This window comes from Nostoc sp. 'Peltigera membranacea cyanobiont' 210A (assembly GCF_002246015.1).
Lineage (GTDB): Bacteria > Cyanobacteriota > Cyanobacteriia > Cyanobacteriales > Nostocaceae > Nostoc.
On sequence record NZ_NOLJ01000015.1, the window covers coordinates 78,500 to 104,370 of the forward strand.

Here is a 25,871-nt window from a genome sequence, read left to right on the forward strand (position 1 = left end):
AAATCTAGCACTCATAATCAAATATTTCTCTACTATAACAGTATCTTTTCTGAAAGAGATTGATTGAGAAATGTTAACGTTTTTAACATTGACACTAATATTCAATAGGCTAATTTATCCGAATGCTTAGAAATGAAGACCTTGAGTTATATCGGGAAATTTAAAAGCTTTTAAATTTGTAAAGTTCGATAAACAAAATTAATTTTTATACTGGAGCGGGATAAAATGAAAAAAGTCTAAAACAAATAAAGACTTACAAGTTTAATAAAACTAATTTTTGGAAGTTTCACTTAAAAGCTGTTTTCAGGCTATGCACTACGAAGTAATCTTACCAAAAAATAATGCAATTGTTTTAAGTAGTGTAATGTTCGTGATTTTGCTTTAAACAGAAAACATTTAGCTTAGTGAAACTAATAGCAATAACTCCAATTACGTCAAATTACAAGACCTTTAGAGTTTAAGTTCCAAAAGCTAGTATCAACGCTAGGTTAGGTCTAAGTTTTTCAGACCTAGTTTATTTTGTGATTACCTTTCTCAAATTTAAATTAGTTGTTAGAAATAGATGAATATGAAGAGAATTTCGCTCATAGTTGGCATATTAGGTTTCGCAGTTGTTGGTTGCACAAATGGCGCTCAAAATGGCAACACTGCTACTAATACTACTAACAAGGCTACTAATATAAGTGCAGAGAGTCTTAGTACGCCAAATAGAAAATTGCAAACAATCGGCGTAGCTTTGGGTGATTTAGGCAATCCTTTCTATAATGCTGTGCAGAAAGGGGCTGAGACAGAAGCTCAAAAAATCGGGGGTAATATCAGAGTTAATGCGGTTTCCAGTGCCTTTGATTTGAACCAACAAAGCAATCAAATCGAAAATTTTACGGCTGCGAATACTGACCTAATTATCCTTAGTGCTGTTGATAAAAAAGGAGTTAAACCAGTTATCGATCAAGCAAGGCTTGCAGGTAGGGTTGTGATTGCATTAGATTCAGCCGTTGATGCAGATGTAGATGCGATGATTAGTTCCAACAATACCCAAGCTGGTGAGGTTGCTTGCCAATATATTGCCGATCGCCTCAAAGGTCAAGGTAGTGTAGTCATTCTCAACGGTACTCCGATGGACTCAATCAATCAGCGAGTGAGTGGCTGTGAGAAATCATTGTCTAAATATCCTAATATTAAACTCATCTCTAAAGAGCAAAACGCTGAAGGGACAAGGGATGGAGGACTAAGAGTCATGAGCGATTTGCTGACAACCTTTCCCAAAATTGATGCTGTTTTTGCCACTAACGACCAAAGCGGTGTTGGCGCAGATTTAGCAGCTAAACAAGCAAGACGTAAAGAATTTTTTATTGTTGGGGTTGATGGATCGCCAGATGCAACCAAAGCAATGGAAGATAAAGATGGTGTATTTGCTGCAACTGCGGCTCAAAATCCCGCAGGGATGGCTCAAAAAGCGGTTCAGATTGGCAACGATATCATCCAGGGTAAAAAACCTGAGTCACCAAATATCCTGATTCCAGTCAAGTTGGTTACTAGGGAGAACCTCAGCAGCTATCAAGGCTGGTAATTTATAATTTCGTAATTCGTAATTCGTAATTCGTAATTCGTAATTATAAAACACAGAAAAAGGCTTGATACAGGAGGGTTAGAACATTTTACCCTGTTTTTTTAATACATCGTTTCCAAAATTTGTGTAAGTCAGAATGACTTGTAGGAGATATATGAATGTGAAAAAGATTACGATCGCAGCTAGCATACTAGGTATCATCAGTGGCAGTCTTATCGGCTGTACAAATGGTTCTCCCGATGGCAACACAGCTACTAACACTGATACAAAACCTGTTACTAATACTAGTGCAGAAACTAAAACTGCCACTGGGAATGGAAAATTAAAATCGGTTGCCTTCACTGTTGGTGATTTAAGTAATCCCTTCTTCGTCCTTATGGGACAAGCAACTGAGGCAGAAGCGAAGAAAATCGGCGGTAAGGATGTCAATGTTACCGTAGTTTCTAGTGCCTATGACCTCAACCAACAAAGCAATCAAATTGAAAATTTTACTGCTTCCAATACTGACATCATTATCGTCAATGCTGCTGATAAAAGTGGCATTAAACCAGCAATTGAGAAAGCGAAACAAGCAGGTAGAATTGTCATTGCGGTAGACACAGGTGCGGAAGGAGGTGTAGATGCCACCATTACGACTAATAATGTCCAAGCTGGAGAAGTTAGTTGCAAGTATATTGCTGACCGTCTCAAAGGTAAAGGCAATGTTGTCATAGTTAACGGCCCGCCAGTGGACTCGGTGACTCAGCGAGTTAGTGGCTGCGAGAACGTATTGTCTAAATATCCTGATATCAAAATACTCTCCAAAAACCAAAATGCAGAGGGTAGTCGGGATGGGGGACTCAGAGTTATGACTGATTTGCTCACAACCTTTCCCAAGATTGATGCGGTTTTTGCCATCAACGATCCCAGTGGAGTTGGTGCAGAACTAGCAGCGAACCAAGCACAACGTAAAGATTTCTTTATTGTCGGGGTTGATGGTGCGCCAGAAGCAATCACTGCGATCGCAGCGAAAGATGGTATATATGCAGCAACTGCTACTCAAAATCCGCGAGGGATGGCCGAAAAAGCAGTTCAAGTTGGCAACGACATCTTAAATGGTAAAAAACCTAGCAATTCCACCATTTTGATTCCGGTTAAGTTGATCACAAAAGATAACGTCAGCACAGAAAAAGGCTGGAAGTAATATAAATTGTAAAATTGCAATTGAAAAATCTGTCTTTTGATATCAATCCTTTGGTGCATTTGTAAAGTTTTTGCACATACCTAGAATGTCCGGCGTTTTTCACTTAAATTAATACCAAACCTCATCTTTGTTCCTGTGTTTTCTTTAATAGAAAGATGGGTTTAGAAAGAGGTTAAAACTCTGCTGCACCCAATTGATAATCGCTATGTATGTGCATCAGTGGAAAGTTTGAGTGTCTATTTATAGCACTTAGACTTTCCCAAGAATCTCTCTGAACTAACGTTAACAACAAAGGATGAAAATATCTCTTTACAACTCCTAGTCAGCTTTTAAAACATGATTTTGCGATCAATCAAATATGAATTTATTAATTTCTAATTCCCGCTCGCGAATTTTAAATAGTTTTTACAGGTTTTGCTCATGACAACCAATATTGAAACCTCACGTTCTGATACACCAACTAGCACCCCAGTGTTAGAAATGCAAGGAATAACAAAACGATTTCATGGTGTATCTGCGCTCCAAAATGTTAATCTCACGATTTACCCAGGAGAAGTTCACGCCCTGATGGGTGAGAATGGAGCAGGCAAAAGCACATTGATGAAAATCCTGGCTGGGGCTTATATTGCCGACGAAGGAGAAATTCGCATCAATGGTCAACCTTTAAAAATTACCGATCCGGCGACAGCACGGAAGTCGGGTATTAATCTCATTTATCAAGAACTAAATGTTGCACCGAATTTAACCGTTACCGAAAATATGTTTATGGGTAGCGAGTTGCGGCGAGGTCAGCTTTTAGACCGCAAAGCGATGCAACTCGAAGCAGAAGAAGTGCTGGACAGCCTGGGAGCCAATTTTACCGCGCAGACTATAGTTGGTACTTTGTCCATCGCCGAACAGCAGCAAGTGGAAATTGCCAGGGCGCTGAAGGATAAAAGCCGCGTTTTGGTAATGGATGAACCAACAGCCGCCCTATCTGACCGCGAGAGCGACCATTTATTTGAAGTCATTCGCAAACTGCGGCGTGATGGCATTGCCATTATTTACATCAGCCATCGCATGGAAGAAATCTATGCCCTAGCTGACCGGATTAGCGTGTTGCGTGATGGTCAATATATTGGCAGTCTGACACGCAGTGAAATTTCTCCACAGCGATTGGTGCAGATGATGGTCGGTCGCTCCATGCAAGACTTTTACGAACATCAACGGCAAATGAATCCTGGCCCAGTGGTGCTGTCAGTCAGAAATATGAGCGATGCCCGCAAGAAGATTGAGCCGGCTAGTTTTGAACTTCATGCTGGAGAAATTCTGGGTTTAGCTGGGTTGGTTGGTGCCGGACGCACAGAACTATCCCGGCTGATTTTTGGTGCAGACCGTAAAGCTAGTGGCGAAGTATTCTTGAATGGCAAAAAACTGGAAATTAATACGCCCAGTGATGCCATTGAAGCGGGAATTGGCTACGTTCCTGAAGACCGCAAAGACCAAGGTTTATTTCTGGAGATGAGCGCCCGCAAGAATATTGCTATCAATACACTCAAGCAAGATGCAAAGGCTGGAATTGTTAACTGGCCTTCAGTGAATCGGCTGTCAACAGACGCGGTGGAAAACTTTAATATCCGCCTAGCCAATTTGGAAATTAGAGCATTGGATCTTTCTGGTGGTAATCAGCAGAAGCTACTGCTAGCGCGTTGGTTAGCCATTAAACCGAGAGTGTTGATGTTAGATGAACCGACACGCGGCGTAGATATCGGTGCTAAAAGTGAAATTTACCGAATTATGAGCGAATTAGCAGCGCAAGGTGTTGCTATTTTAATGGTTTCCAGCGAACTATCAGAGATTGTCGGCATGAGCGATCGCGTCTTGGTGATGCGAGAAGGACAGCTGGTAGGCGAACTGGATGGCAGTCTTGGCAAAGAAATCACCCAAGAAAAGATTATGCACTATGCAACTGGAGCATCGGAGGTATCAGCATTATGAGTCAAACAGTCAGACCGCCTATCAATAAATCAGCCAACAATCCCGCAGCTCGCAACCGGAAATCAATCAGCACTCTGTTGGAAGTTGCGGGTATTCTGCCAATTCTAGTAATTATCTGCATCTTATTTGCATTCCTTTCTCCCAACTTCCTGACCGGCGGTAACATCGTCAATATCTTGCGTCAGGCATCAATCAATATTGTGCTGGCGACAGGAATGACCTTTGTAATTCTCACCGGAGGTATTGACCTTTCTGTTGGGTCAATCTTAGCTGTTTCTGCGGTAGTTGCATTGCTGGTATCGCTACTACCGGCTTTAAGTTGGGCGGCTGTACCTGCTGCGTTGCTTGCAGGATTGCTGTTAGGCTTACTCAACGGTGCGCTCATTACCTTCTTGGATGTGCCACCTTTTATTGTCACGCTGGGTTCACTTACAGCCTTGCGGGGTGTTGCCTTTTTAATTGCCAAAGGCACAACCCTGATTAACCGGGACATAAATTTTGCTTGGGTGGGTAACACATACGTCGGCCCCATTCCTTGGCTAGTGATAATTGCGCTACTGACTGTAATTGCTAGCTGGTTTGTGTTGCGGCAAACTGTTTTAGGAGTGCAGATATATGCCGTTGGTGGTAACGAGCGGGCAGCTAGATTAACAGGGATTAAAGTTAATCGGGTGTTGCTATTCGTCTATGGTATTAGCGGATTACTGGCAGGCTTAGGAGGAATCATGAGCGCCAGCCGTCTTTATAGTGCCAGTGGCGTATTAGGTCAGGGTTATGAATTAGATGCGATCGCAGCTGTTATTCTAGGTGGAACCAGTTTCACAGGTGGTATTGGCACCATTGGCGGCACACTTTTAGGTGCATTAATCATTGCGATTCTCAACAACGGTTTAACCTTGTTGAACCTATCTTACTTCTGGCAACTAGTCGTCAAAGGACTAGTAATTATTTTGGCAGTAATGATCGATCGGTTACGCAGACGTTCCAGACGTTGAAGCATGAAATGGATTAGTAGTCTGTCAAATTCATTTTGACGGTTAGAGAGACGCGATAAATCGCCGTCTCTACAAGAAATTTATCCATCAATTATTTATTGACAGACTACTAGAGACTGGGGATTGGGGAACGCAAAGAATAACTAACTATGCCCAATTCCCAATACTTCGGCTTCTCTACGAGACGCTACGCGTAGCTTGCTTCCCCAGAGGGGTACGCTCAGTACAAGTGCCCAATTCCCAATTCCCAATTCCCAATATTTAAACTATGTCTTCTACTACTATTCGTCGTAAAGCCAACACGTTTTATGTAATTTTGATTGCTGGTGCCGCCGCCCTCGGCGGGTTTTTATTCGGTTTTGATACTGCTGTAATCAACGGTGCGGTTTTATCTTTAGCAAAAGCTTTTAATACCAGTAGTTGGGTAACAGGGCTAGCAGTGTCCCTAGCGTTGCTGGGGTCTGCGATAGGAGCCTTCTTTGCTGGACAGATTGCAGACCGTTATGGTCGAGTCAACGCAATGGTGGTCGCTTCGGCGTTGTTTACTATCAGTGCCATTGGCTCTGGATTTGCCTTCACAATCTGGGATTTTATCTTTTGGCGAGTATTAGGTGGGATTGGCATCGGCGTTGCTAGCGTCATCGCCCCAGCTTACATTGCCGAATGTTCTCCCACCCATTTGCGGGGAAGGTTAGGATCTCTGCAACAATTAGCGATCGTAGTGGGAATTTTCGTTGCCTTATTGAGCGACTACTTTATCGCTACGTCAGCAGGTTCAGCAGACTCGCCGTTTTTGTTTGGGGTTGCAGCTTGGCGCTGGATGTTTTGGACAGCAGTCCCACCAGCAATATTCTACGGGATGGTAGCTTTAACAATTCCTGAATCTCCCCGTTATTTGGTTGCCAAAGGACGAGAATCAGAAGCTGCTAACGTTTTGACCAAGATTTTAGGGGGTGACGTACTGCCAAAAATCGAAGAAATTCGGCAGACAGTGCTTCGCGAACGCCAACCCAGGTTTTCTGACCTCTTAAGCAGAAGTGGCGGACTCCTCCCAATTGTTTGGATAGGAATAGGCTTATCTGTATTACAGCAATTTGTTGGGATTAATGTAATCTTCTACTACAGCAGCGTTTTGTGGCGTGCCGTTGGGTTCTCAGAAAAAGATTCCCTAACAATTACGGTGATTACAGGAGCCGTCAACATTATTACAACATTGATTGCGATCGCCTTCGTAGATAAATTTGGCCGCAAACCCTTACTCATAATCGGGTCAATCGGCATGACATTGACCTTGGGGACGATGGCTTATCTCTTTGGCAATGCTCCCCTTGATGCTGCTGGGAACCCCAATCTCACCGGAAGCGCCGGGACTATGGCTCTCATTGCAGCCAACCTCTATGTCTTTTGCTTCGGTTTCTCCTGGGGGCCAGTGGTTTGGGTACTGTTGGGAGAAATGTTTAATAACAAAATTCGAGCCGCCGCACTTTCGATTGCTGCTGCTATGCAATGGGTTGCTAATTTCGTCATTTCCACAACATTTCCTCCTATACTGCAATATTTCGGTCTAGGTTCTGCCTATGGACTCTATACAATTTCAGCAGCTACCTCATTCTTTTTCATTCTCTTTTTTATTAAAGAAACCAAAGGAATTGAGTTAGAAGATATGTAATTCGTAATTCGTAATACTTCGGCTACGCTCAGTACAAGTTCGTAATTCGTAATTCGTAGTTCGTAATTTGTAGAGGAGGAGAGGTATTTTCTCTCCCCTTGCTCTCCTCTGCGATCCTACATCCAGTAAACAAATATCAGGCAATAACTAAATACCAAATTTCGCTTCAGTCAATTACTAAAAAGATGGAAACTATCAATACGGCTCTTTGTTCTTCTGGTTTATCCGGCATGGTATTTCATGCGCCGTTTATTGATTTGCATCCCGGATTTAAATTAGCCGGTTCTTGGGAAAGAAGCAAAAAGCTGATACAGCAACATTATCCTCATGTAAAAAGCTATCCTTCTTTAGAAGAATTGCTAGCAGACGATCGAGTAATCTTAGTGGTCGTAAATACACCCACTTATACCCATTACGATTATGCTAAACAGGCATTGCTAGCAGATAAACATGTAGTGGTAGAAAAAGCATTCACCACAACGCTAGCAGAAGCCCAAAACCTGAAAGAATTGGCGCAAAAACAGGGCAAAAAATTATCTGTATATCAAAACCGGAGGTGGGATAGTGATTTTAAAACAGTCAAAAAAATTGTCCAAGAAGGTTTACTAGGTGATATTATTGAAGCAGAATTTCAGTTTCAAAAATACAAACCAACCCTCAGCCATAAACAGCATGTAGAAGTTCCAAGTCCGGGGGCAGGAACATTAAATAATTTAGGGCCGCACTTGATAGACCAAGCTTTGCATCTATTTGGGATGCCTGATGCTATTTTTGCAGACATCCGTATAACCAGGCTGCGATCGCAGGTAGATGATTATTTTGAGTTGATACTATACTACGACAAACTGCGCGTCAAATTAAAAGCAAGCTTCCTTGTGCGTGAACCTGCGCCAGCCTATATCATACATGGCACGAAGGGTTCTTTTCTTAAAAGCAGAGCCGATAAACAAGAAGAGTATTTAGTTGCAGGGATGAAGCCCAACACACTTGATTGGTATACAGAGCCGGAAAGTGAATATGGCTTGCTGCATACAGAAAAAGACACAAAAGTAATTCGAGAAAAAGTCAAAAGTTCACAAGGTAGCTATTTAGGCTATTACGATGCCGTGTATAAATCTATTGTTAATAATCAGCCAATTGCTGTTACTGCCGAAGACGGAATTAATGTAATGCGAATTATAGAAGCGGCTATTAAAAGCAGCAATGAGCAAAAACTCATAGCGTTGCTTTAAGTGACCTAAAACCCCAAATCAAAATATGTAGATTAGCTCATGTAGCGTTTCCTAATCATACAAGGTACATCTTAGCCCCCTCCTCGCTTGCGGGGAGGGGGTTGGGGGTGGGGTTCTTGTACTCTTTCGTTACAAAGTCAGATTTAAACCATTTTCAACTAATAAACCAATGATCAAAACTCTTTTTTATAGCTTTTTTCTTCTATTTTTGGCAATTCCAGCAGTTTGGGCAGCACCTCCAGAAGATGATCCTAATGCAGCAGATGCTAATAGGAGTTTGCAGGGACAAGTCACTTCTGTTTCCCAGTTTTCTGATGTACAACCAACCGATTGGGCATTTGGTGCATTGCAATCGCTGGTGGAACGCTACGGTTGTATTGCAGGTTATCCCAATTCCACCTATCGCGGCAACCGTGCCTTAACCCGTTATGAGTTTGCCGCAGGTTTAAATGCTTGTTTGGATCGGATTAATGAGTTAATTTCTACAGCTACTAGCGATTTAGTTAATAAGCAAGATTTGGCAGTGATGCAAAAGTTGCAGCAAGACTTTGCCACAGAACTGACAACTCTGCGCGGACGAGTAGATACCTTAGAAGCACATACAGCAACATTGGAGGCGCAGCAGTTTTCCACAACTACTAGGTTGAATGCTCAAATTATTACCGCCATTAGTGATACCTTTGGTGATAGAGTAGGTGGCGATCGCGATGAATCCAATCTCTACTTTTCAAATCGGGGTCGTCTCAACTTTGAGAGCAGTTTCACTGGCAAAGATTTATTGCGAGTCCGGCTAGAATTTGGTAACTTTGCGTCCAATGTTGGCAGCCAAATTGCCGCAGCCACAGGCACAGGGATGACACGCCTGAACTTCGATTATGACAGCAACGAGACACTTTTTGTCCCTCACATCCGTTATTACTTCCCAGTCAGTGATTCCCTTAACTTCGTTGTTGGGCCTACAGGCATTGGTTACACCGACATTTCAACCACCGTCACTCCTCCCACAATTGCTGATGACGGCAATGGAGTTCCCTCACTTTTTGGGTCATACAGTCCCTTATTCCGGCGAGGTGGCGGTGGTGCAGCCGCTAACTGGAACATTACCAAAGACTTGGTTCTTACCTTGGGCTATTTAGCAAACAGTCCTAATGTGCCATCGGGGAGCAACGGCTTGTTTGATGGCGGCTACAACGCCTTAGCGCACTTAGCCTATTATGGTAAGCAAGGAGCAATTGGTGTTGCCTACTCTCATGGCTATAGCCCTGGTGGAGTACCCGATATCTCCGCTGGGACGGGTAGTGTCTTGTCAAACGCTCCCTTTGGCAACAACATTGCTACTTCCAACGATATTGTCGGCACACAGGGATACTATCGCTTCTCCCCGAATTTCCAAGTCCACGCTTGGGGTGGATATATTTGGGCAAATGCTAAGAGTTCTGGTTTGAGTGATATTTCCAATGGTAGGGGTGGAACAGATTCTCTATTTGTGAACAATGGTGACAATGCCAATGTCTGGTTTGGGGCGATTGGTGTGTCGTTTCCCGATGTGGGTGGTAGAGGCAATCTGCCAGGAATTCTCTTTGGTATACCACCCCATGTCTCTAACAGTGATGTTCGTCAAGAGCGAGACAACGCTTACCATATCGAAGCATTTTATCGTTATCGACTAAATGACAACATCTCAGTTACTCCTGGTTTTTGGGTGATTCTCAACCCGGAAAACGACAGCAGCAATGATACGCAGTATGTGGGTGTGCTTCGGACAACCTTCGATTTTTAACTGAATAGACCTCTTGCAAAAATCCTTGAATCACCCCTCCCCAACCCTCCCCTTGTGAAGGGGAGGGCGCAAGATTTCAAGTTTCCCCCCTTTATAAGGCTATCCATTACCCGCATCTTTCTCAACAAAAATACAACTTACTTAAAATATGCCAAAAGCATTGATAGGTATAGTTTTTGAGAGAAGAGAATATTTGAGGGTAATGGTGCATCATGGAAAAATGGGCAGCATCCGAATTAAAACAGGCAGATTTAGGAGACGCAAGACGAAACAAGCGTCTGGTAAGGATCGTAGAAGACTTGGCAGCACAACCAAGCAGCAGCGTACCTCAAGCCTGTGGAAACATACAAGCGAAACCCAGAGCGTGATGCAAGGACAGCAAAACTAACACTCTTTCAAGCCACTTTTGAGATACAAGTACCCTTACACCATATCCGACGTTTACAGTTGAAGCCTGTAAAATTGCAGGTAATTCTGGCACTTGAAGAAAACCCGCCAGATGGAATCAAACCGATTAGCTGGTTGTTGCTTACTACCCTTAAAGCTAACAGTTTTGAAGAGGCTGCCCGTTGCGTTCGCTGGTACACATATCGTTGGTTGATAGAACGTTACCACTACACATTAAAAAGTGGTTGTGGAATTGAAAAATTACAGCTTGAAACCGCAAGGCGAATCGATATGGCACTGGCAACATATTCAATTGTGGCGTGGCGTTTGTTATGGCTAACTTATGAAGCCAGATTTAACCCTGATATGCCATGTGATTCTGTTCTAGAAATCGATGAATGGCAGTCTTTGTGTGCCACTATCAACAAAAATCCAATCCCACCCAAAAAGCCGCCTTCTTTACGCGAAGCAGTACGAATGATTGCAATATTAGGTGGCTTTTTAGGTCGAAAGGGTGATGGAGAACCTGGTGTTAAGACTATTTGGCGGGGATTACAGCGATTACACGATATCGCTGCAACCTGGAAACTACTCTACCAGAATTGTCAAATATGTATTTAGCGATCGCCGATCAAATTAACCTTATTCACATTCTCCTCCTTTTGTCAACTATCTACATGTTGCATTGTTCCATAATCCTTTTCCTGACTTACTTACAGCAATGTTAAGAAACATGTGACTAATGCATAGCCTTATAAAGGGGGGAAATAAGAAATCTTGTTCCCTCCCCTTTCCAAGGGGAGGGTTAGGGTGGGGTAAAACTGACGCGAAAAACCAAGTGAGTAAGCTATTTTTGGCGATGCCTACGGCTGGCTACGCCTACGCATTTGTTACTTTGGCGATCGCATTTGCTATTTCAGCGTACTCATTTGCTATTTCGGCGTACGCATTTGTTATTTCGGCGTACGCATTTGTTATTTCGGCGAACTCATTTGCTATTTCGGCGTACGCATTTGTTACTTCAGCGTACGCATTTGTTATTTCGGCGTACGCATTTGCTATTTCGGGGTACTCATTTGTTATTTCGGCGAACTCATTTGTTATTTCGGCGTACGCATTTGTTACTTCGGCGTACTCATTTGCTATTTCGGCGTATTTTAGCCAATACGCGCTACTTCTGCATATTCCGCTTCATTTGCTCTAACTCATCCTGAGTTTCCCAGCTACGGAACTTCTCTTCTAAATCATCAAACCCACCAGAATAATTACTAGTCTGATTCGACCAGCCAATGCTTTCCGAACGCTGCTGGGTTTGCGCTTTAGCACGGGCTGTCTGTGCTTCGGCGGCTTTAGCTTGTACCTCCTGTCGCCGTTGCTGAATTTTTTGCAGTAGTTCCTGAGATTGGTTAATGCGTTCTTTCAGCCCTTGCATGTGTCCCCAGCGCTGATTTCCTTCGCGCAACAGGGCTGCTTCTCGCTCACCCGCCGCCGCCGCCAAATCCTCTCTATTGGCGTTTTTGGCTTTTTGAATTCGGATATGCCAACGCTGAATTTCTTGCGCGGTGGAGAGAATTTCTTCTTGCGATCGCTTCTCTTGTAATCTTAAATCTGCGATTAGCTTTAATGTGTCTTCTTCTTGCTCACGCAGCTGTTCTAGCAGCGCCTCTAACTCCAAATGTGGATTATTACGCAAGAATTCTTCTAAACGGTTTTCTAGAAACCGACTCAAATCATCAAATAAGCCCACTGCTAGAACTCCAGAGATCGGGTGCGTGACTATTTTATTGTAGTGGGCGGAATGTAAATTTTAATAGTTCCCATCGGGTGAACTCTGGGTGTTAGTTAGATTTCAAAGTTGGGAAGAATGTATTTAGTGAAACTACGCAAATAACCCTGACTTACAAAATAAGGCTTTAATCAGTATGAGTTCTGACTTTCAACCACCACCTAAGAGCTTGTCTATACTAGCTTCTGTAGGAGGAGTAGTTACCGCTGCGATCGCGATCGCACTTTTAAATGGTTGGTCTAAGCAGCTTTCCAATACTTCTATAAAAAAACCTGAAATATCAACATCCCCAACTGCTTCCCAACCAGAGAAACCCCAAAGCCCTGTCTCTAGTGCAAAAGAAGCTGAAATAGTTGCTAGCCTTGATGCTCAATCCGTAGTTTTGCCAGGTCAACCCATTCCTAAGAATCAATTAACAGTAGCCATAATTCCATACGTTGCTCCCGGAGTTGGAAAACTGACCCCAGAAGAAATGACAACGGCCCGTCAGGCTTGGTCATACTTCCAACGCAACTGGAACGATGAAACTGGCTTGATCAATTCTGTTGATGGCTTTGCTGCTGTAAGTATGTGGGATCAGACAGCAGCGATCGCAGCCTTAGTCAGTGCTAGAGAACTGAATATCGTGCCTGCGGCTGAATTTGAAGCCAAAATGAGCAAAATGTTGAATACACTGGCGTCAATGCCTTTGTATAAAGGAGAACTACCTAACAAAGTTTACAATGCGAAAACTCTCGTACCTGTTAATTATGGTCAACTAGAAAAACGGGAAGAAATTGGTTGGTCAGCCATTGATTTAGGAAGAATGGCAATCTGGTTGAAGATTGTCGAGGCAAAGTATCCAGAAATGCGATCGCAAACAGCAGCAGTTTGGAAACACTGGCAAGTCAAGCGTCTGACCACAAACGGTCAAATGTATGGTACTGCTGTCATCAAAGGCAAAGAACAATACAATCAAGAAGGTCGCTTGGGCTATGAGAATTATGCTGCTTATGGTTTGAAGCTTTGGGGCTTGGATGTTAATAAAGCTTTAGATTATCAGTCCCATACTGCCTTTGTCGATCTTTATGGACAGGGAATTCCTTACGACAAACGTGACTATAAAAACTCTGGAGCCAATAACTACGTTCTTAGCGAACCCTATATCTTAGATGGCATTGAAACTGGGTTTCAAGCTTTGCCTAAAGCTTATGCCGATCGGATTTTAGCTGCCCAAGCAGCGCGTTATGAAGCGACAAAACAATTAACCGCCGTCACCGAAGACAACTTAGATCGCGCGCCATACTTTGTTTACAGCAGCCTATTTGTCAACGGACAACCTTGGGCAACCATCGCAGATACCAGAGAACAACACAACGATTTGCGATTCCTCAGTGCCAAAGCTGCGATCGGCTGGCATGTGCTTTATAACACTACTTATACCCGTCAGTTATTTGATTTCGTTCAAGGCAATCTTAAGTCTCAAGAAGGCTGGTACAACGGTTTTTATGAGTCTCTGCATCAGCCGAATAAAACTCTCACCGCTAACAATAATGGTGTAATTCTGGAAAGCTTACTGTATAAGCAAGTTGGGCAGCCACTTACTGTTTGGGCAGGAGTCAGGAGCCATAAGTCAACCGAGAAGACTATAAAAAGACCGTAAGTTATACCAATTTGAAAAAAGAATGCGACAAATAGACCATTTGTAGAGACGCGATTCATCGCGTCTTTACCCAAGGATGTGTTGCAATCATTAATTGAATTGGTATTATTTCATGTCCGCGATCGTATCCCTCCTCAATCCTCTATTTGCTACAGTGTGTAGACGGGTATTGCCCACTCAAAATAAATCGCATAAAAAAACCCCTAGCATTTCTACTAGGGGTGAGAAATAATACCATTTCACTTAATATTTGTCTGAGATGACCCTGTTTGTGCCTCTGCTCTACGCAAGAGGCTGGAGTGTTTCTCAAATATTACAGTAAAAAGCGATCGGGTATAAAATTAGCCAACATTTGCCAAGAGCAATTCTCGTTTTTCTGATTTTTGTACTCTCACTTTAGAGTCATCATCAACATCGATAAGGGCTGTGTCTCCATCTGTAATTTCACCAGACAGCATTGCTTCGGCGAGAGAATCTTCTAGGAGGCGCATAATTGCCCGACGTAACGGCCTAGCGCCGTAGCTGGGGTTATAGCCTTCTTGTACCACAAGCTCTTTGAAGCGATCGCTAACTTCTAAGATAATTCCTTTTTCTGTCAAGCGGCTAGCAACATCGCGAAGCATAATTTCGGCGATTTGCTTAACTTCATCCCTGGAAAGCTGGGTGAAGACGATAATCTCATCAAGACGGTTAAGGAACTCAGGACGGAAGTAAGCTTTCAATTCCTCATTTACCAAGGTGCGGATGCGGTTATAACTAGCATCAGCTTGAGTGTCGAAGTCAAAGCCTAAGCCACTACCACCTTTTTCAATCACCTTGGAACCGATGTTAGAAGTCAAAATGATCAGCGTATTCTTGAAGTCCACTTTCCGACCTTTGGCATCGGTAAGATGACCGTCATCCAAGAGTTGCAGCAACATATTGAATACATCGGGGTGCGCTTTTTCGATTTCGTCGAATAGCAGCACTGAGTATGGTTTCCGCCGCACGGCTTCTGTAAGTTGTCCGCCTTCGTCGTATCCTACATAACCAGGAGGCGAACCAATTAGCTTGGCGACGGTGTGGCTTTCCATGTATTCGGACATATCTAGCCGAATCATCGAGTCTTCCGCACCGAAGAAGTAGGAAGCTAGTGCCTTAGCCAATTCTGTTTTACCAACTCCAGTGGGGCCAGAGAAGATAAAGCTAGCAATGGGACGATTGGGATTTTTTAAGCCGACACGGGCGCGACGAATACCGCGAGAAACAGCCGTAACTGCTTGCTCTTGTCCGATGAGCCGCTGATGCAGAGTGTCTTCTAGGTGTAGAAGCAACTCTGACTCAGATTCAGTTAGCTTGTTGACTGGTACGCCAGTCCAAGAGGCAACGATTTGGGCAATGTCTTCTTCGTCAACTACAGTCGAGTTGACAGGTTGCTCATTTGGTGTAAACGTTGCTTGCAGTTGTTCTGCGAGTTTTAATTCTTGGTCGCGCAGTTGTGTAGCTTTGTCAAAATCTTGGACTCTGACTGCTGCTTCTTTTTCTTTGGTAACGCCAGCGAGTTCACGCTTAAGTTCTTTATTGGGAGAACTTTGGGAGTTCCGCAGACGAACGCGAGAACCAGCTTCATCAATCAAGTCTATTGCCTTATCGGGCAAGAAGCGATCGCTAATATAGCGGTCTGATAATTCTGCTGCTGCCACAAGTGCCGCATCCAAAATTGTGACTTTGTGGTGTTGTTCGTAAGCACCGCGCAAGCCGTAAAGAATTTGTACGGTTTCCTCTACCGATGGTTCCCCAACCTTAATCGGTTGGAAACGACGCTCTAGGGCAGCATCACGCTCAATATGCTTACGATACTCATCCAAGGTAGTTGCGCCGATGCACTGGAGTTCACCCCGTGCTAAAGCAGGTTTGAGGATGTTGGCTGCATCCAAGCCACCTTCTGTACCACCAGCGCCAACCAAGGTGTGAATTTCGTCAATCACCAGGATGATATTGCCCACAGTGCGAACTTCTTCCACGACTTTTTTGATGCGTTCTTCAAAATCGCCCCGGAAGCGAGTTCCAGCTACCAATGACCCCATATCGAGGCTGATAACTTGCTTGTCTTGTAAGCTTTCAGGAACATCCTGGTTGATAATACGTTGAGCTAGACCTTCTGCGATCGCAGTTTTACCAACTCCGGGTTCTCCAATCAACACTGGGTTATTCTTAGTACGGCGACCGAGAATTTGGATCGCCCGCTCAATTTCCTTTTGGCGACCAACTACGGGGTCGAGTCTGCCTTCTTGGGCTAATTTGGTCAAATTTCTGCCAAATTCTTCCATTGTTAATGGTTGGGTGCGCTTTTGATTACCACTACCAGCAAAAGCTGGTGCATTTTCACCCAAACGGCGAACTATGGCACTGCGGACACTCTTGAAGTCAACCCCTAGATTTTGCAGTACTTTGGCGGCGACACCTTCACCAGCCTCGGTTAACCCTAAGAGTAAGTGTTCAGTGTTTATGTAATTCTGTCCTAGACTGTGAGCTTCTTTAAACGATTGCTCGAAGAGGCTTTTTACTTTAGGAGTAAAAGGAATTTCTGGTGGTACAAAGCCAGAACCCCTACCAATAATTTTTTCTACCTCGCGACGTGCATCTTTGAGGGTAACGCCTAATTCAGCTAGCACTTTAGCAGCAACCCCAGTTCCTTCTCCCATTAAACCCAGGAGAATTTGCTCAGTTCCTACGAAGTTATGTCCCAGGCGACGTGCTTCCTCCTGAGCTAACATAATTACTCTAATGGCTTCGGAAGTGAAGTGTTCAAACATAATGGGTTATTGCTCCCTCGCTGCTTGGACTTTGGGTGAGATAAAATTCACCCTCATCTAAAGTTTTTTGTATTTTCTTAAGGACTAATGTAACTTTATTTAAAGTTAAGTGGCAGTGGTGAGAGCCGTAAGACATCAGGTGTACTTGCCGTCTAATGTGAGTTAGGAGTAATGAGTTAGGAGTAATAATTAAGTAAGGAGTTATCAATTTTACAATTAGCTTTTAAGTGCAGAAGATTATTTTATTTTGTCTTTTCTGCTCCTCTGCTCTCGGCTAAACTTAAAAACCAAGACTCAGTACTCTTAACTTTTAACTTTTAACTCCTAACTCCTAACTTATCACTCAGGACTGAAAATGACTGAAGCAACGGCCGGTAAAGATCAACAACATCCACTTTATAACCGCGATCGCCCCCTTATTGATATTTTACTCGCTCAAGAGGCGACAGACTATAACTTAGCAGAATTGGCTAGACTGCGAATGCGCTATCAAGGGTTTCCAGGGGCGAGAGACATCCAAAAAGACCTAGATAAAGTTTTGCAACAGTGGGGTTTGACCGAAGCCGAGCTTTTTGAGAAAACTCGTCAAATTCACGATTTGGGTGGAATTTACAAAAGCCGTGGCAAGAAAGATGAACAGGATTGGAATTAGTTATTCTTTTCCATTCCTAACTCCTGACTCAGCGCTGGAATCGCGTTGGCAAAGCCCGCACTTCGACAAAGCTCAGTGACCACCGTAGGCATCGCTAATTCTGTGCCTTTGCTTAATTCAGATATCACTGTGAATTGTACACCATGTTTTTCTTTTCTAATCTACCGGGAAATGGCTAATCATAAGGGAGTATTTTTACTTACTGGGTTAGTGGTAAATAAATAGCCAAATAGTTTTTGGAATATTAAAATAAACCTTGCTTGCGATCGCTATAGCGTTTACTAATCACATGAGGTACATCATAGTCCCCTCCTTGCTTGCGGGAGGGGGTTGGGGGTGGGGTTCTTGTACCTCACTCAACTGAGAACTGCTATACCTCGTTTCCAGAACGAGATGAGTTTAGACAAGTCTTGTTGGAAATAGTCTAAATCGATTGTGGCGATCGCTTCCTCAATTTCTGCTCCTGGATCGGGAAAGTTTTGCCAACAAAGCTCGATAGCTGCCAGAGAATCGTAAAACTTGAAATACAGCAGATTTCAAGTTTGTTTGCCCAAATATAAAGCGTATTTTACTCCTGAATTCTGAATTCGGAATTCTGCTCTATGTTAGGAATTTGTCTTGGCAAAAGTATTACATTTCTGAGGATCGCCCGTTTGGATACCTTGTTTAAACCAACGAACCCTTTGGGCGGAACTACCATGTGTAAAAGATTCTGGCACAGCATAGCCTTTAGCTTGTTTTTGCAAGCGGTCATCTCCAATACTGCTAGCTGCGTTCAATGCTTCTTCAATATCACCTGTCTCCAGAACTTGCCGTGAGCGTTGAGCATGATTAGCCCAAACACCTGCAAAACAGTCTGCTTGTAATTCTAATCGCACAGAAAGCTGATTTGCTTGTGTCTGACTCACTTGGTTCTGCAAGGTTTGAACTTGCTGCGAAATCCCCAGTAAATTTTGGACATGATGCCCAATTTCATGAGCAATCACGTATGCTTGAGCAAAATCTCCAGGTGCCTGATATCGAGTCTTCAAATCGCGATAAAAACTCAAGTCAATATACACCTTTTGATCGCGCGGACAATAAAACGGCCCAACTGCTGAACGTGCAAATCCACAAGCAGACTCTACCGCTCCTGAGTAAAGAACTAACTTTGGTTCTACATAAGTTTCTCCGTCTTGCCGAAACTGCTCACTCCATGTATCTTCTGTATCAGCCAGTACAACAGATACAAAATCCGCCATTTGATCTTGAGTTTGAGATCCTGTTGTTTGAGGTGACTCAGCTATCGGGCTATCACTTGGTGGGGAATCTTGTTGCCAAAGGGCACTAGGATCGCCACCCAATAGTAAAACCAGTAGCGATATGAGCGCTGCTCCTACACCCCCACCCACGACAGGAGCGGAAATCTTCATCCCACGCCGATCTTCAACATTTGTACTCCGACGACCTATTTGCCAACGCATAATTACTGCTTACCAAATTCATAAAAAAATACGGCTTGAACTAGGTAGGATGAAATCTACACAAGCCTTTTAGCTATATAAATGAATATTACTTATTCTATATATCGATCTCTTCTGCCTACGGACAAACTATAAATAAAGGACAGTCAGCCTTTAGGAAGGTTTTGTTAAACAGGTTGTTCATCAAATCACACAGAATTCTCGGACTCCTTATAGGGAAAACCACAGTCAGGACAGAAGCGAAATTTCAAACACGTAATTTGCATTCCATGACCAAGCTGTGAGAATTTAAAATATCAACACAGGGGAATGTCGTTATGTCTGCGTTGAAAATACAAATTTAGTTGAGGCTGTCCCATGTCACTCACTAATAATAATTTCGCATCAGTTAGGGATCTTCCCTGGTGTATTCACTTTTTGACTTGCACCGTTGAGGCTGTTACTGCCTACCTAATGAGCGAGAGAATGTATTTTATTACTAAGGATAGTTTTGAATTGAACCAACTCGTATTTAATATAACAAGTACTGAAGAATCAACTTTGTCAGTGATTAATCTTTCCCCTGCGACCAAGGAGTAATTATGGTTTTAAGTCAATATCAACGTGCTGTAGGCGTATTTACTCATCGGATAGATGCGGAGAAGGCAATACATGAGTTGAGAGATTCTGGCTTGGCGATGGAGAAAGTATCTGTAGTTGTACAAAATTCAGATCGGAATCATGAAATTACCGATAATGAAGTTAAAGAGGGCACTGGTGATAAAGCTGACGAAGGTGCAACAGTAGGAGGGCTTTCAGGGGGCGCTGTTGGTGGGTTAACTGGTTTATTAGTGGGTCTTGGTACTTTAGCAATCCCTGGAGTTGGCCCAATAATGCTGGCTGGGGCAGCGGCAACTGCTTTGGTTACAACCCTTGTTGGGGCAAGTATTGGTGCTGCCACTGGGACTTTTGCTGGTGCATTAGTTGGTTGGGGAATGTCGTCAGAGCAAGCTAGAGCATATAACGAGCGAGTAGAGGATGGACACTATTTAATAATCGTGGATTGTACATCTTTTGAAATTGCTAAAGTACAAGAAATACTACAGCGTTGGGGTATTGAAGAGTTTGGTATTTACGAGCATTTCAACAGTGAATCTGAAACTACAAATTCTCTGACCACAACGACTTCTGCTACTGCAATTCCTAATAAAAGTGGGATGATGTCTAAGTATAGTGTTAGTTGCTTTAATAGCATAGATAATGCTGAAGCGGCAATTAAGGATATGTGTATCGCTGGTTTTTCAGTAAACCAGATTTCCTTAATTTGCAAAGACTTTTCTCAATTGGTTGGGTCAACAGGCATTAATTTAAGTGAACGCTTTGACGCTATGAGGTTAGGAATAGCAGATGAGTGGGCACGCTTTTATAATGAGCAAATAGAGCAAGGCAATTACATACTTATCGTTAGTGGCACAGATCATGAGCAAGATATAGCTAGGTCTATTCTGTGTAATTATGGGGTTCAAGAGTCTCAAATTTATGACCCAATGTTAATTCGTTCTTAAAAGCGGGTGCTGTCATTAATGAGAGCGAACTTATTTGAGTTTTGGAAGATATAGGATTACTATTTGATTTTTGAACAAAATTAGGTACTGTAGTGGCGTGTCAAGGCTAAAATGTTGCAATAAATTTTCTTGTGGGGCGGGCATCTTGCCCGCCAATTAGGACGGGCTAGAAGCCCATCCCACAAGAGTTTGCTAATGCACAAATTTAGTCTTGACACGCCAGTAGTGGCGTGTCAAGGCTAAAATGTTGCAATAAAAAATTGTAGGTTGGGTGGAGCGGAGCGCAACCCAACAGATATCAGGATGTTGGGTTACGCAAAGCCTCCACCCAACCTACGTCTAATGCACAATTTTTTTGCTTGCCACCCCACTACCTATACTTAGATTTGTTCAGGAATCAAATCGGATTCCTATACAGCAGAATTCAGGAGTAAAACACGCTTTATATCTGGGTAACAGACTTAGCTTGTGTACCTTACTTTCCTTGAAATCTGCTGTATGACTAAGCAATGGGTTTTGCAGCCTGAAAACTCTACTATGCAAACAATCGACACCTTTCAAGGTTATACCGAGTGGTGTCGATGAGCTTCAACACATTCACCTGACAGTAAAATATCTTATATCATGTCCGCTTGATTGCTTATTAAACCCGAAGAACCCCACCCCGCCAAAGCTGCGCTTTGTCTCCCCTCCCGAAGAGCGGGGAGGGGTTGGGGGTGGGGTGTAATGACTGTGGTTAGCATAACTAATTATGCGGACATGATATTACTTAAAATTTTCAACAGTTTGGCTTTGCTCAGGGTCAGCAGTGAGCGAAGCTGAAGGGTCAACCTGTATAGCCTCTGTCTCCGTCTCCAGTTGCTCCCGTTGCTTGCCATACTCCCGCAGCTGCTTCAAAAGGTTTTCTTGGGATGAGTTTGGGATAGACGGACTGAGACTTGGTTGAAGGTCGGTGTCGGTACTTACAAAATTACCCATTGAGGGATTATTTTCGTAGACTGGTAGCGACTTGTCATTAAACATCGCTTGTTGGGTTGGTGCTGGGGTAGAAATTAGATTCTTTGGTTTGCTCACAGCAGCTTTTACCGAATCTAGAGTAGTAGCAACCTGCACTTGTTGCTGCATCTGTTGTGTAGAAGATACTAAACCACTTAAACCATTCACCAATTGCCGCAGATTTTTACGGAAATTAGGATCGCCTGTCAATTCATCTAAATCAGATGTAATTTTTTGGGTATTTTCAAAGGTTACTCGTGCTGAATCTAAAGTTTGTTGCAGCAACACCGCATTTTTTGGATCGTTTAAGGTTTTAGAAGCATCGCGTAAATTAGCTGAGGCTTGGGCTGCGTTTGCTGAAAGCGTTTCTAAATTGTTGAGTAATTCTCCTTGAGTCAATCGATTGACAGATGGTGATAAGCTACTGACTGTAACACGCAATTGGTTACTGGTTTCGGTGATATTGTTCAACGCACCAACCAGCGTCGAACGATTTGTTGTCAACAAATTATCCAGGTTATTCAGCAACCGATTTGCTTGAGTTGCAGTTGCACCGAATTTATTGACTGTTTGATTTGCGGATGTATTAAGTTGGTTTGTCGCCCGTTGCACTGAATTAGCCGTAGCGGAAAAGGTATTAAGTTGTAGTTGCAGGCTTTTGGTCAAACCTTGTAAATCCTGACTTAGCTCACTAAAACTGGATGCTGCGCCTGTGGTAGTTTCTAGAACCCTATTGACATTTCTATAAAATTTTGGATCGTTGTATGCACCAGCTAGCTCAGTTGAACTACGAATTAGTTGATCGACACTGATACCAACCTGACCTTTTAACCGAGAGCCATTACAAACTATGAGACTGGTATCACAACTTTTATCTAGGGGTTTAGCAAGCACAACCTCAGTAGGTAAGGTTGCTTTTGGTGTGATGTCGATAATACTTTCGCTAATTAATCCGCTTTGATTAGCTTCCACTACTACATTACGGGGAATAATGAGGTCAGTTTGGGCAATTTCAATCTCTACATCAATGGCATTTGGGCCTGGTCGAACATGGGAAATAGTTCCTACCTTAACGCCACGATAGCGAACTGCTGCTCCCTTTTGCATTCCGCCAGCGTTGGCAAATTCTACAATAATTTTGTATGAACGGCCAGCAGCGGTGAATCTATTTAACCACAGAAAGAGTAATCCAAATACCCCTAGTCCTAGCAGGAGTAATAACCCCACAGAACCTTCTCTAAATGTTCGCCCAGACGCGAAGCGGCTTGTCATAAGACCTCGCATTTTTTTGCCTCCACCAACAACCAATAACCAATTAGGTGTTAAAAGTTAGGAGTTAGTAGTTAAATTTAACTTTTTACTCCTGGCTTTTAAGTTTCTAACCGGCGACTTTAATCGGGCCTTTAACACTTCCACTGATAAATTGTCTGATCAAGGGATGTTCTGTGTTGTATATTTCACTAACTGTACCTTGCCACTGTACTTTACCTTCATAGAGAAATATAAGTCTATCAGATGTACGGCGGATAGTGCTGTCCTGGTGGGTAACAACAGCATAAGTACTACAAACTCCATTTAAACATTGCAAGTGACGGATTAAATCTTCGATGACTGTCGAGGCAATGGGATCGAGTCCGGCTGTTGGTTCGTCATATAGTAGAACTTCTGGCCCTTCACTGGGATTATCAGGGTTAGACATAATCGCACGGGCAAAACTCACCCGTTTGCGCATTCCCCCGGAAAGTTCGGCTGGGTAGAGGTGGCCTATTGCTGGCAAACCTACCATCTCCAATTTTTCTTCTACCAAATCTCGGATGCGCGATCGCGACAGCTTTGAATTTTGATAAAGTAAAAATCCCACATTTTCCTCTACTGTCAGCGAATCAAATAGCGCCGCCTGCTGAAACACCATACCAATGCCAACCTGCTGGCCACCATCCTCAATCAAACCGTCTCGCCGCACTCCTTGCACATAAATTTCTCCTTCATCGGGACTAAGTAACCCCGCAAGTATTCGTAAGATAGTTGATTTCCCAGTCCCTGATGGCCCAATAATACCCAGTGCTTCTCCCCGATAAACGGTCAAGTCTACATTATCTAGAACTTTATGGCTACCAAAGGACTTAGAAACACCTTTCAGTTCAATCAATGGTTCAGTCATTAGTTATTAGTCACTTGTACTGAGCGCAGCCGAAGTATTGGTCATTGATCATTGGTCAGTAGTCAGTAGAAAATAAACAAATGACTACTGAGAACTAACAAAGGACAAATATGCCCAATAGTGATTTCATAGTTATTGGTGGTACATTGTATAGTGTATTATAAGTACATAATTAGCATTCTAATTAGCAAACTTTATTTTTTTAGCATAATATTTAGTTATTGACGATGTTTATCGTCTCAAAATACCCTCAACGCAAGGCTGGCGAAGACACCGTAGTAATGAAACATCTCAGTGATGTTAAAATAAGATTCCGGTTTTCTGTAGACATCAGCAAAGTCATTTATATATTATTAATATCCTACTTAACTTTATAACTACTCAGGTTGATACAAGATAGATAATCAGATTTAAGTTGTGAAACCCAAAAGGTTCAGACTTGCTATTTTTTATATAAGTCAAAAACCTTGTTTTTCATTAATTATTAACTATGGCTCTAAAAAAGTTAGCTTCCTGCTATCCAAAGTTATTGTAATTAGCAGAATTAGTAAATAATTGGAAATGTTAGTAGCATTACTCGCCAATGGATTTGGCAAAGTCCAAAATTATTTACTAGTATTGTAACAACTACTGTTAAAAATCAAAGTAAAAATTATGAGTAGCCAATTAGAACAGTTTGCAAGTGATAATTCCTCTGGTATTTGTCCTGAAGCACTGGAATATATGATTAGGGCAAATCAAGGTAGTGTTCCAGCTTATGGAAATGATGAATGGACTCAAAAAGCAACAGATTATTTTCGGGAACTCTTTGAAATTGATTGTGAAGTATTTTTTACCTTTAACGGCACAGCCGCAAATTCTTTATCTTTAGCTGCTCTTTGCCAGTCATATCACAGCGTCATTTGTCATGAGACATCTCACATAGAAACAGATGAATGTGGCGCACCTGAATTTGCATCTAATGGCTCTAAACTGCTACTTGCGCACGGTAAAAATGGCAAATTAACATCAGAGTCTATAGAATCGATTGTTCTCAAACGTACTGACATTCATTATCCCAAACCTAAAGTTATTAGTATTACACAATCAACTGAATTAGGAACTTTATATTCTATTGAAGAACTTTTAAGTATTAAAGAAGTTGCAAACAAATATAACTTAAAGATTCACATGGATGGCGCTCGTTTTGCAAATGCAGTTGCCGCTATGAATAAAAGCCCTGCTGAAATTACTTGGAAAACTGGGGTGGATGTATTGTGTTTTTGTGGTACCAAGAATGGAATGGCATTAGGTGAAGCCATTCTTTTCTTCAATAAAGCGCTAGCAGAAGATTTTGATTATCGATGCAAGCAAGCAGGCCAGCTAGCTTCAAAAATGCGGTTTATTTCGGCTCCTTGGTTGGGTTTATTGGAAACTGGTGCTTGGCTAAAAAATGCCAGACATGCTAATCAATGTGCTGAATACTTAGAAAATCAACTATTAAACATAGAAGGTGTTGACTTGATGTTTCCTAGAGAAGCCAACGCCGTATTTGTGAAATTACCTGAAGAAGTCATTCACAGCTTAAAAGCTAAGAATTGGCAGTTTTATACATTTATTGGTGTGGGAGGAGTACGTTTTATGTGTTCTTGGAACACTACTCAATCAAGGATTGATGAGTTGATTGGTGATATTAAAAACGCAAAAAAGTAAGCGACTTAGCCTACTTGTATCATCTCCGCATAAGTTAGTTATGATTCCCATAGTCATTGCACCCCACCATTAAATCTGACTTTTCACGAGATGTGGAAAAGTCAGGTCTAACAGAAAAAGGTAAGAAATAGATAAAGTGTAAAGTATTGTTGCACAAGCGTTTCTTTTAGGTGCGACCTTGCAATACTTTTGCTGGGTTGTACCAGTCGCAATTGGGGGAGCCAAACCAATGCTACTAACAAGGTTATCTAATACTGGTTCGCTAGTAAGTAGGTAGGCACAATTAAACCGAACTGTGTAAACGTATAAAAAGTGTCAGAAATGCTTTGTATATAAGCTTTTAAGCG

General features: G+C 42.6%; 17 protein-coding genes and 1 pseudogene. 13 read left to right on the forward strand and 5 right to left on the reverse strand.

Features of this window, described 5'->3' with window-relative positions; all coding sequences use genetic code 11:
* Window positions 1–568: 568 nt before the first annotated feature.
* From CDG76_RS33380 to CDG76_RS33420, 9 genes and pseudogenes are all read left to right on the forward strand, one after another.
* Complete coding sequence (locus CDG76_RS33380) at window positions 569–1,570, forward strand: substrate-binding domain-containing protein (RefSeq protein WP_094353127.1); 1,002 nt, start codon at window positions 569–571, stop codon at window positions 1,568–1,570.
* Between the two features lie 154 nt (window positions 1,571–1,724).
* Window positions 1,725–2,753 carry an ABC transporter substrate-binding protein gene (locus tag CDG76_RS33385; protein ID WP_094353128.1) on the forward strand — a complete coding sequence of 343 codons (1,029 nt, stop codon included), beginning with the start codon at window positions 1,725–1,727 and terminating at the stop codon, window positions 2,751–2,753.
* Window positions 2,754–3,173: 420 nt separating this feature from the next.
* Window positions 3,174–4,730, forward strand: a complete 1,557-nt coding sequence (locus CDG76_RS33390; protein WP_094353129.1) for a sugar ABC transporter ATP-binding protein — start codon at window positions 3,174–3,176, stop codon at window positions 4,728–4,730.
* Window positions 4,727–5,725, forward strand: a complete 999-nt coding sequence (locus tag CDG76_RS33395) for an ABC transporter permease subunit (protein WP_094353130.1) — start codon at window positions 4,727–4,729, stop codon at window positions 5,723–5,725. Before CDG76_RS33390 ends, CDG76_RS33395 begins: the two co-directional genes overlap by 4 nt.
* 268 nt (window positions 5,726–5,993) lie before the next feature.
* Complete coding sequence (locus CDG76_RS33400) at window positions 5,994–7,394, forward strand: sugar porter family MFS transporter (protein ID WP_094353131.1); 1,401 nt, start codon at window positions 5,994–5,996, stop codon at window positions 7,392–7,394.
* 185 nt (window positions 7,395–7,579) lie between these two features.
* Entirely contained in the window at window positions 7,580–8,626 is a 1,047-nt protein-coding gene (locus tag CDG76_RS33405; RefSeq protein WP_094353132.1) for a Gfo/Idh/MocA family oxidoreductase, read from the forward strand.
* A gap of 169 nt (window positions 8,627–8,795) precedes the next feature.
* Window positions 8,796–10,406, forward strand: coding sequence for an iron uptake porin (locus CDG76_RS33410; RefSeq protein WP_094353133.1), 1,611 nt, complete (start codon window positions 8,796–8,798; stop codon window positions 10,404–10,406).
* Window positions 10,407–10,618: 212 nt separating this feature from the next.
* Window positions 10,619–10,774 carry an IS4/Tn5 family transposase DNA-binding protein gene (locus tag CDG76_RS33415; protein WP_094348690.1) on the forward strand — a complete coding sequence of 52 codons (156 nt, stop codon included), beginning with the start codon at window positions 10,619–10,621 and terminating at the stop codon, window positions 10,772–10,774.
* Window positions 10,755–11,414: pseudogene (locus CDG76_RS33420) on the forward strand (IS4 family transposase); the annotation flags it as partial. The gene CDG76_RS33415 and the pseudogene CDG76_RS33420, both read left to right, overlap by 20 nt.
* A gap of 550 nt (window positions 11,415–11,964) precedes the next feature.
* On the opposite strand, the gene CDG76_RS33430 reads toward CDG76_RS33420, so the two are convergent.
* Window positions 11,965–12,540: a TIGR04376 family protein gene (locus CDG76_RS33430; RefSeq protein WP_094353134.1), complete on the reverse strand. Its 576-nt coding sequence runs from the start codon at window positions 12,538–12,540 to the stop codon at window positions 11,965–11,967.
* Between the two features lie 175 nt (window positions 12,541–12,715).
* Here CDG76_RS33430 and CDG76_RS33435 point away from each other — a divergent pair, with 175 nt between their 5' ends.
* Window positions 12,716–14,221 (forward strand): DUF3131 domain-containing protein, encoded by a 1,506-nt coding sequence (locus tag CDG76_RS33435; RefSeq protein ID WP_190241064.1) that lies wholly within the window; start codon window positions 12,716–12,718, stop codon window positions 14,219–14,221.
* A gap of 341 nt (window positions 14,222–14,562) precedes the next feature.
* On the opposite strand, the gene CDG76_RS33440 is transcribed toward CDG76_RS33435, so the two are convergent.
* The gene (locus CDG76_RS33440; protein ID WP_094353135.1) at window positions 14,563–17,016 is read right to left on the reverse strand and encodes an ATP-dependent Clp protease ATP-binding subunit; all 2,454 of its coding nucleotides are present in this window, start codon (window positions 17,014–17,016) and stop codon (window positions 14,563–14,565) included.
* Between the two features lie 355 nt (window positions 17,017–17,371).
* On the opposite strand from CDG76_RS33440, the gene CDG76_RS33445 reads away from it, so the two are divergent.
* A complete protein-coding gene (locus CDG76_RS33445) occupies window positions 17,372–17,668 on the forward strand; it encodes a DUF3288 family protein (RefSeq protein WP_094353136.1) in 297 nt (98 codons plus the stop codon).
* A 605-nt stretch (window positions 17,669–18,273) separates the two neighbouring features.
* On the opposite strand, the gene ypfJ is transcribed toward CDG76_RS33445, so the two are convergent.
* A complete protein-coding gene (gene ypfJ / locus CDG76_RS33450) occupies window positions 18,274–19,131 on the reverse strand; it encodes a KPN_02809 family neutral zinc metallopeptidase (RefSeq protein WP_094353137.1) in 858 nt (285 codons plus the stop codon).
* Between the two features lie 581 nt (window positions 19,132–19,712).
* Between ypfJ and CDG76_RS33460 the strand changes: the two genes are divergently transcribed.
* Window positions 19,713–20,675: a general stress protein gene (locus CDG76_RS33460; RefSeq protein ID WP_094353139.1), complete on the forward strand. Its 963-nt coding sequence runs from the start codon at window positions 19,713–19,715 to the stop codon at window positions 20,673–20,675.
* 765 nt (window positions 20,676–21,440) lie between these two features.
* Here the strand turns inward: CDG76_RS33460 and CDG76_RS33465 are convergent.
* Both CDG76_RS33465 and CDG76_RS33470 read right to left on the reverse strand, forming a co-directional pair.
* Window positions 21,441–22,955, reverse strand: coding sequence for an MlaD family protein (locus CDG76_RS33465; RefSeq protein WP_223265497.1), 1,515 nt, complete (start codon window positions 22,953–22,955; stop codon window positions 21,441–21,443).
* A 94-nt stretch (window positions 22,956–23,049) separates the two neighbouring features.
* Window positions 23,050–23,832, reverse strand: coding sequence for an ABC transporter ATP-binding protein (locus CDG76_RS33470; protein ID WP_094353140.1), 783 nt, complete (start codon window positions 23,830–23,832; stop codon window positions 23,050–23,052).
* A gap of 654 nt (window positions 23,833–24,486) precedes the next feature.
* Here CDG76_RS33470 and CDG76_RS33475 point away from each other — a divergent pair.
* Complete coding sequence (locus CDG76_RS33475; protein ID WP_094353141.1) at window positions 24,487–25,524, forward strand: threonine aldolase family protein; 1,038 nt, start codon at window positions 24,487–24,489, stop codon at window positions 25,522–25,524.
* Window positions 25,525–25,871: the final 347 nt, after the last annotated feature.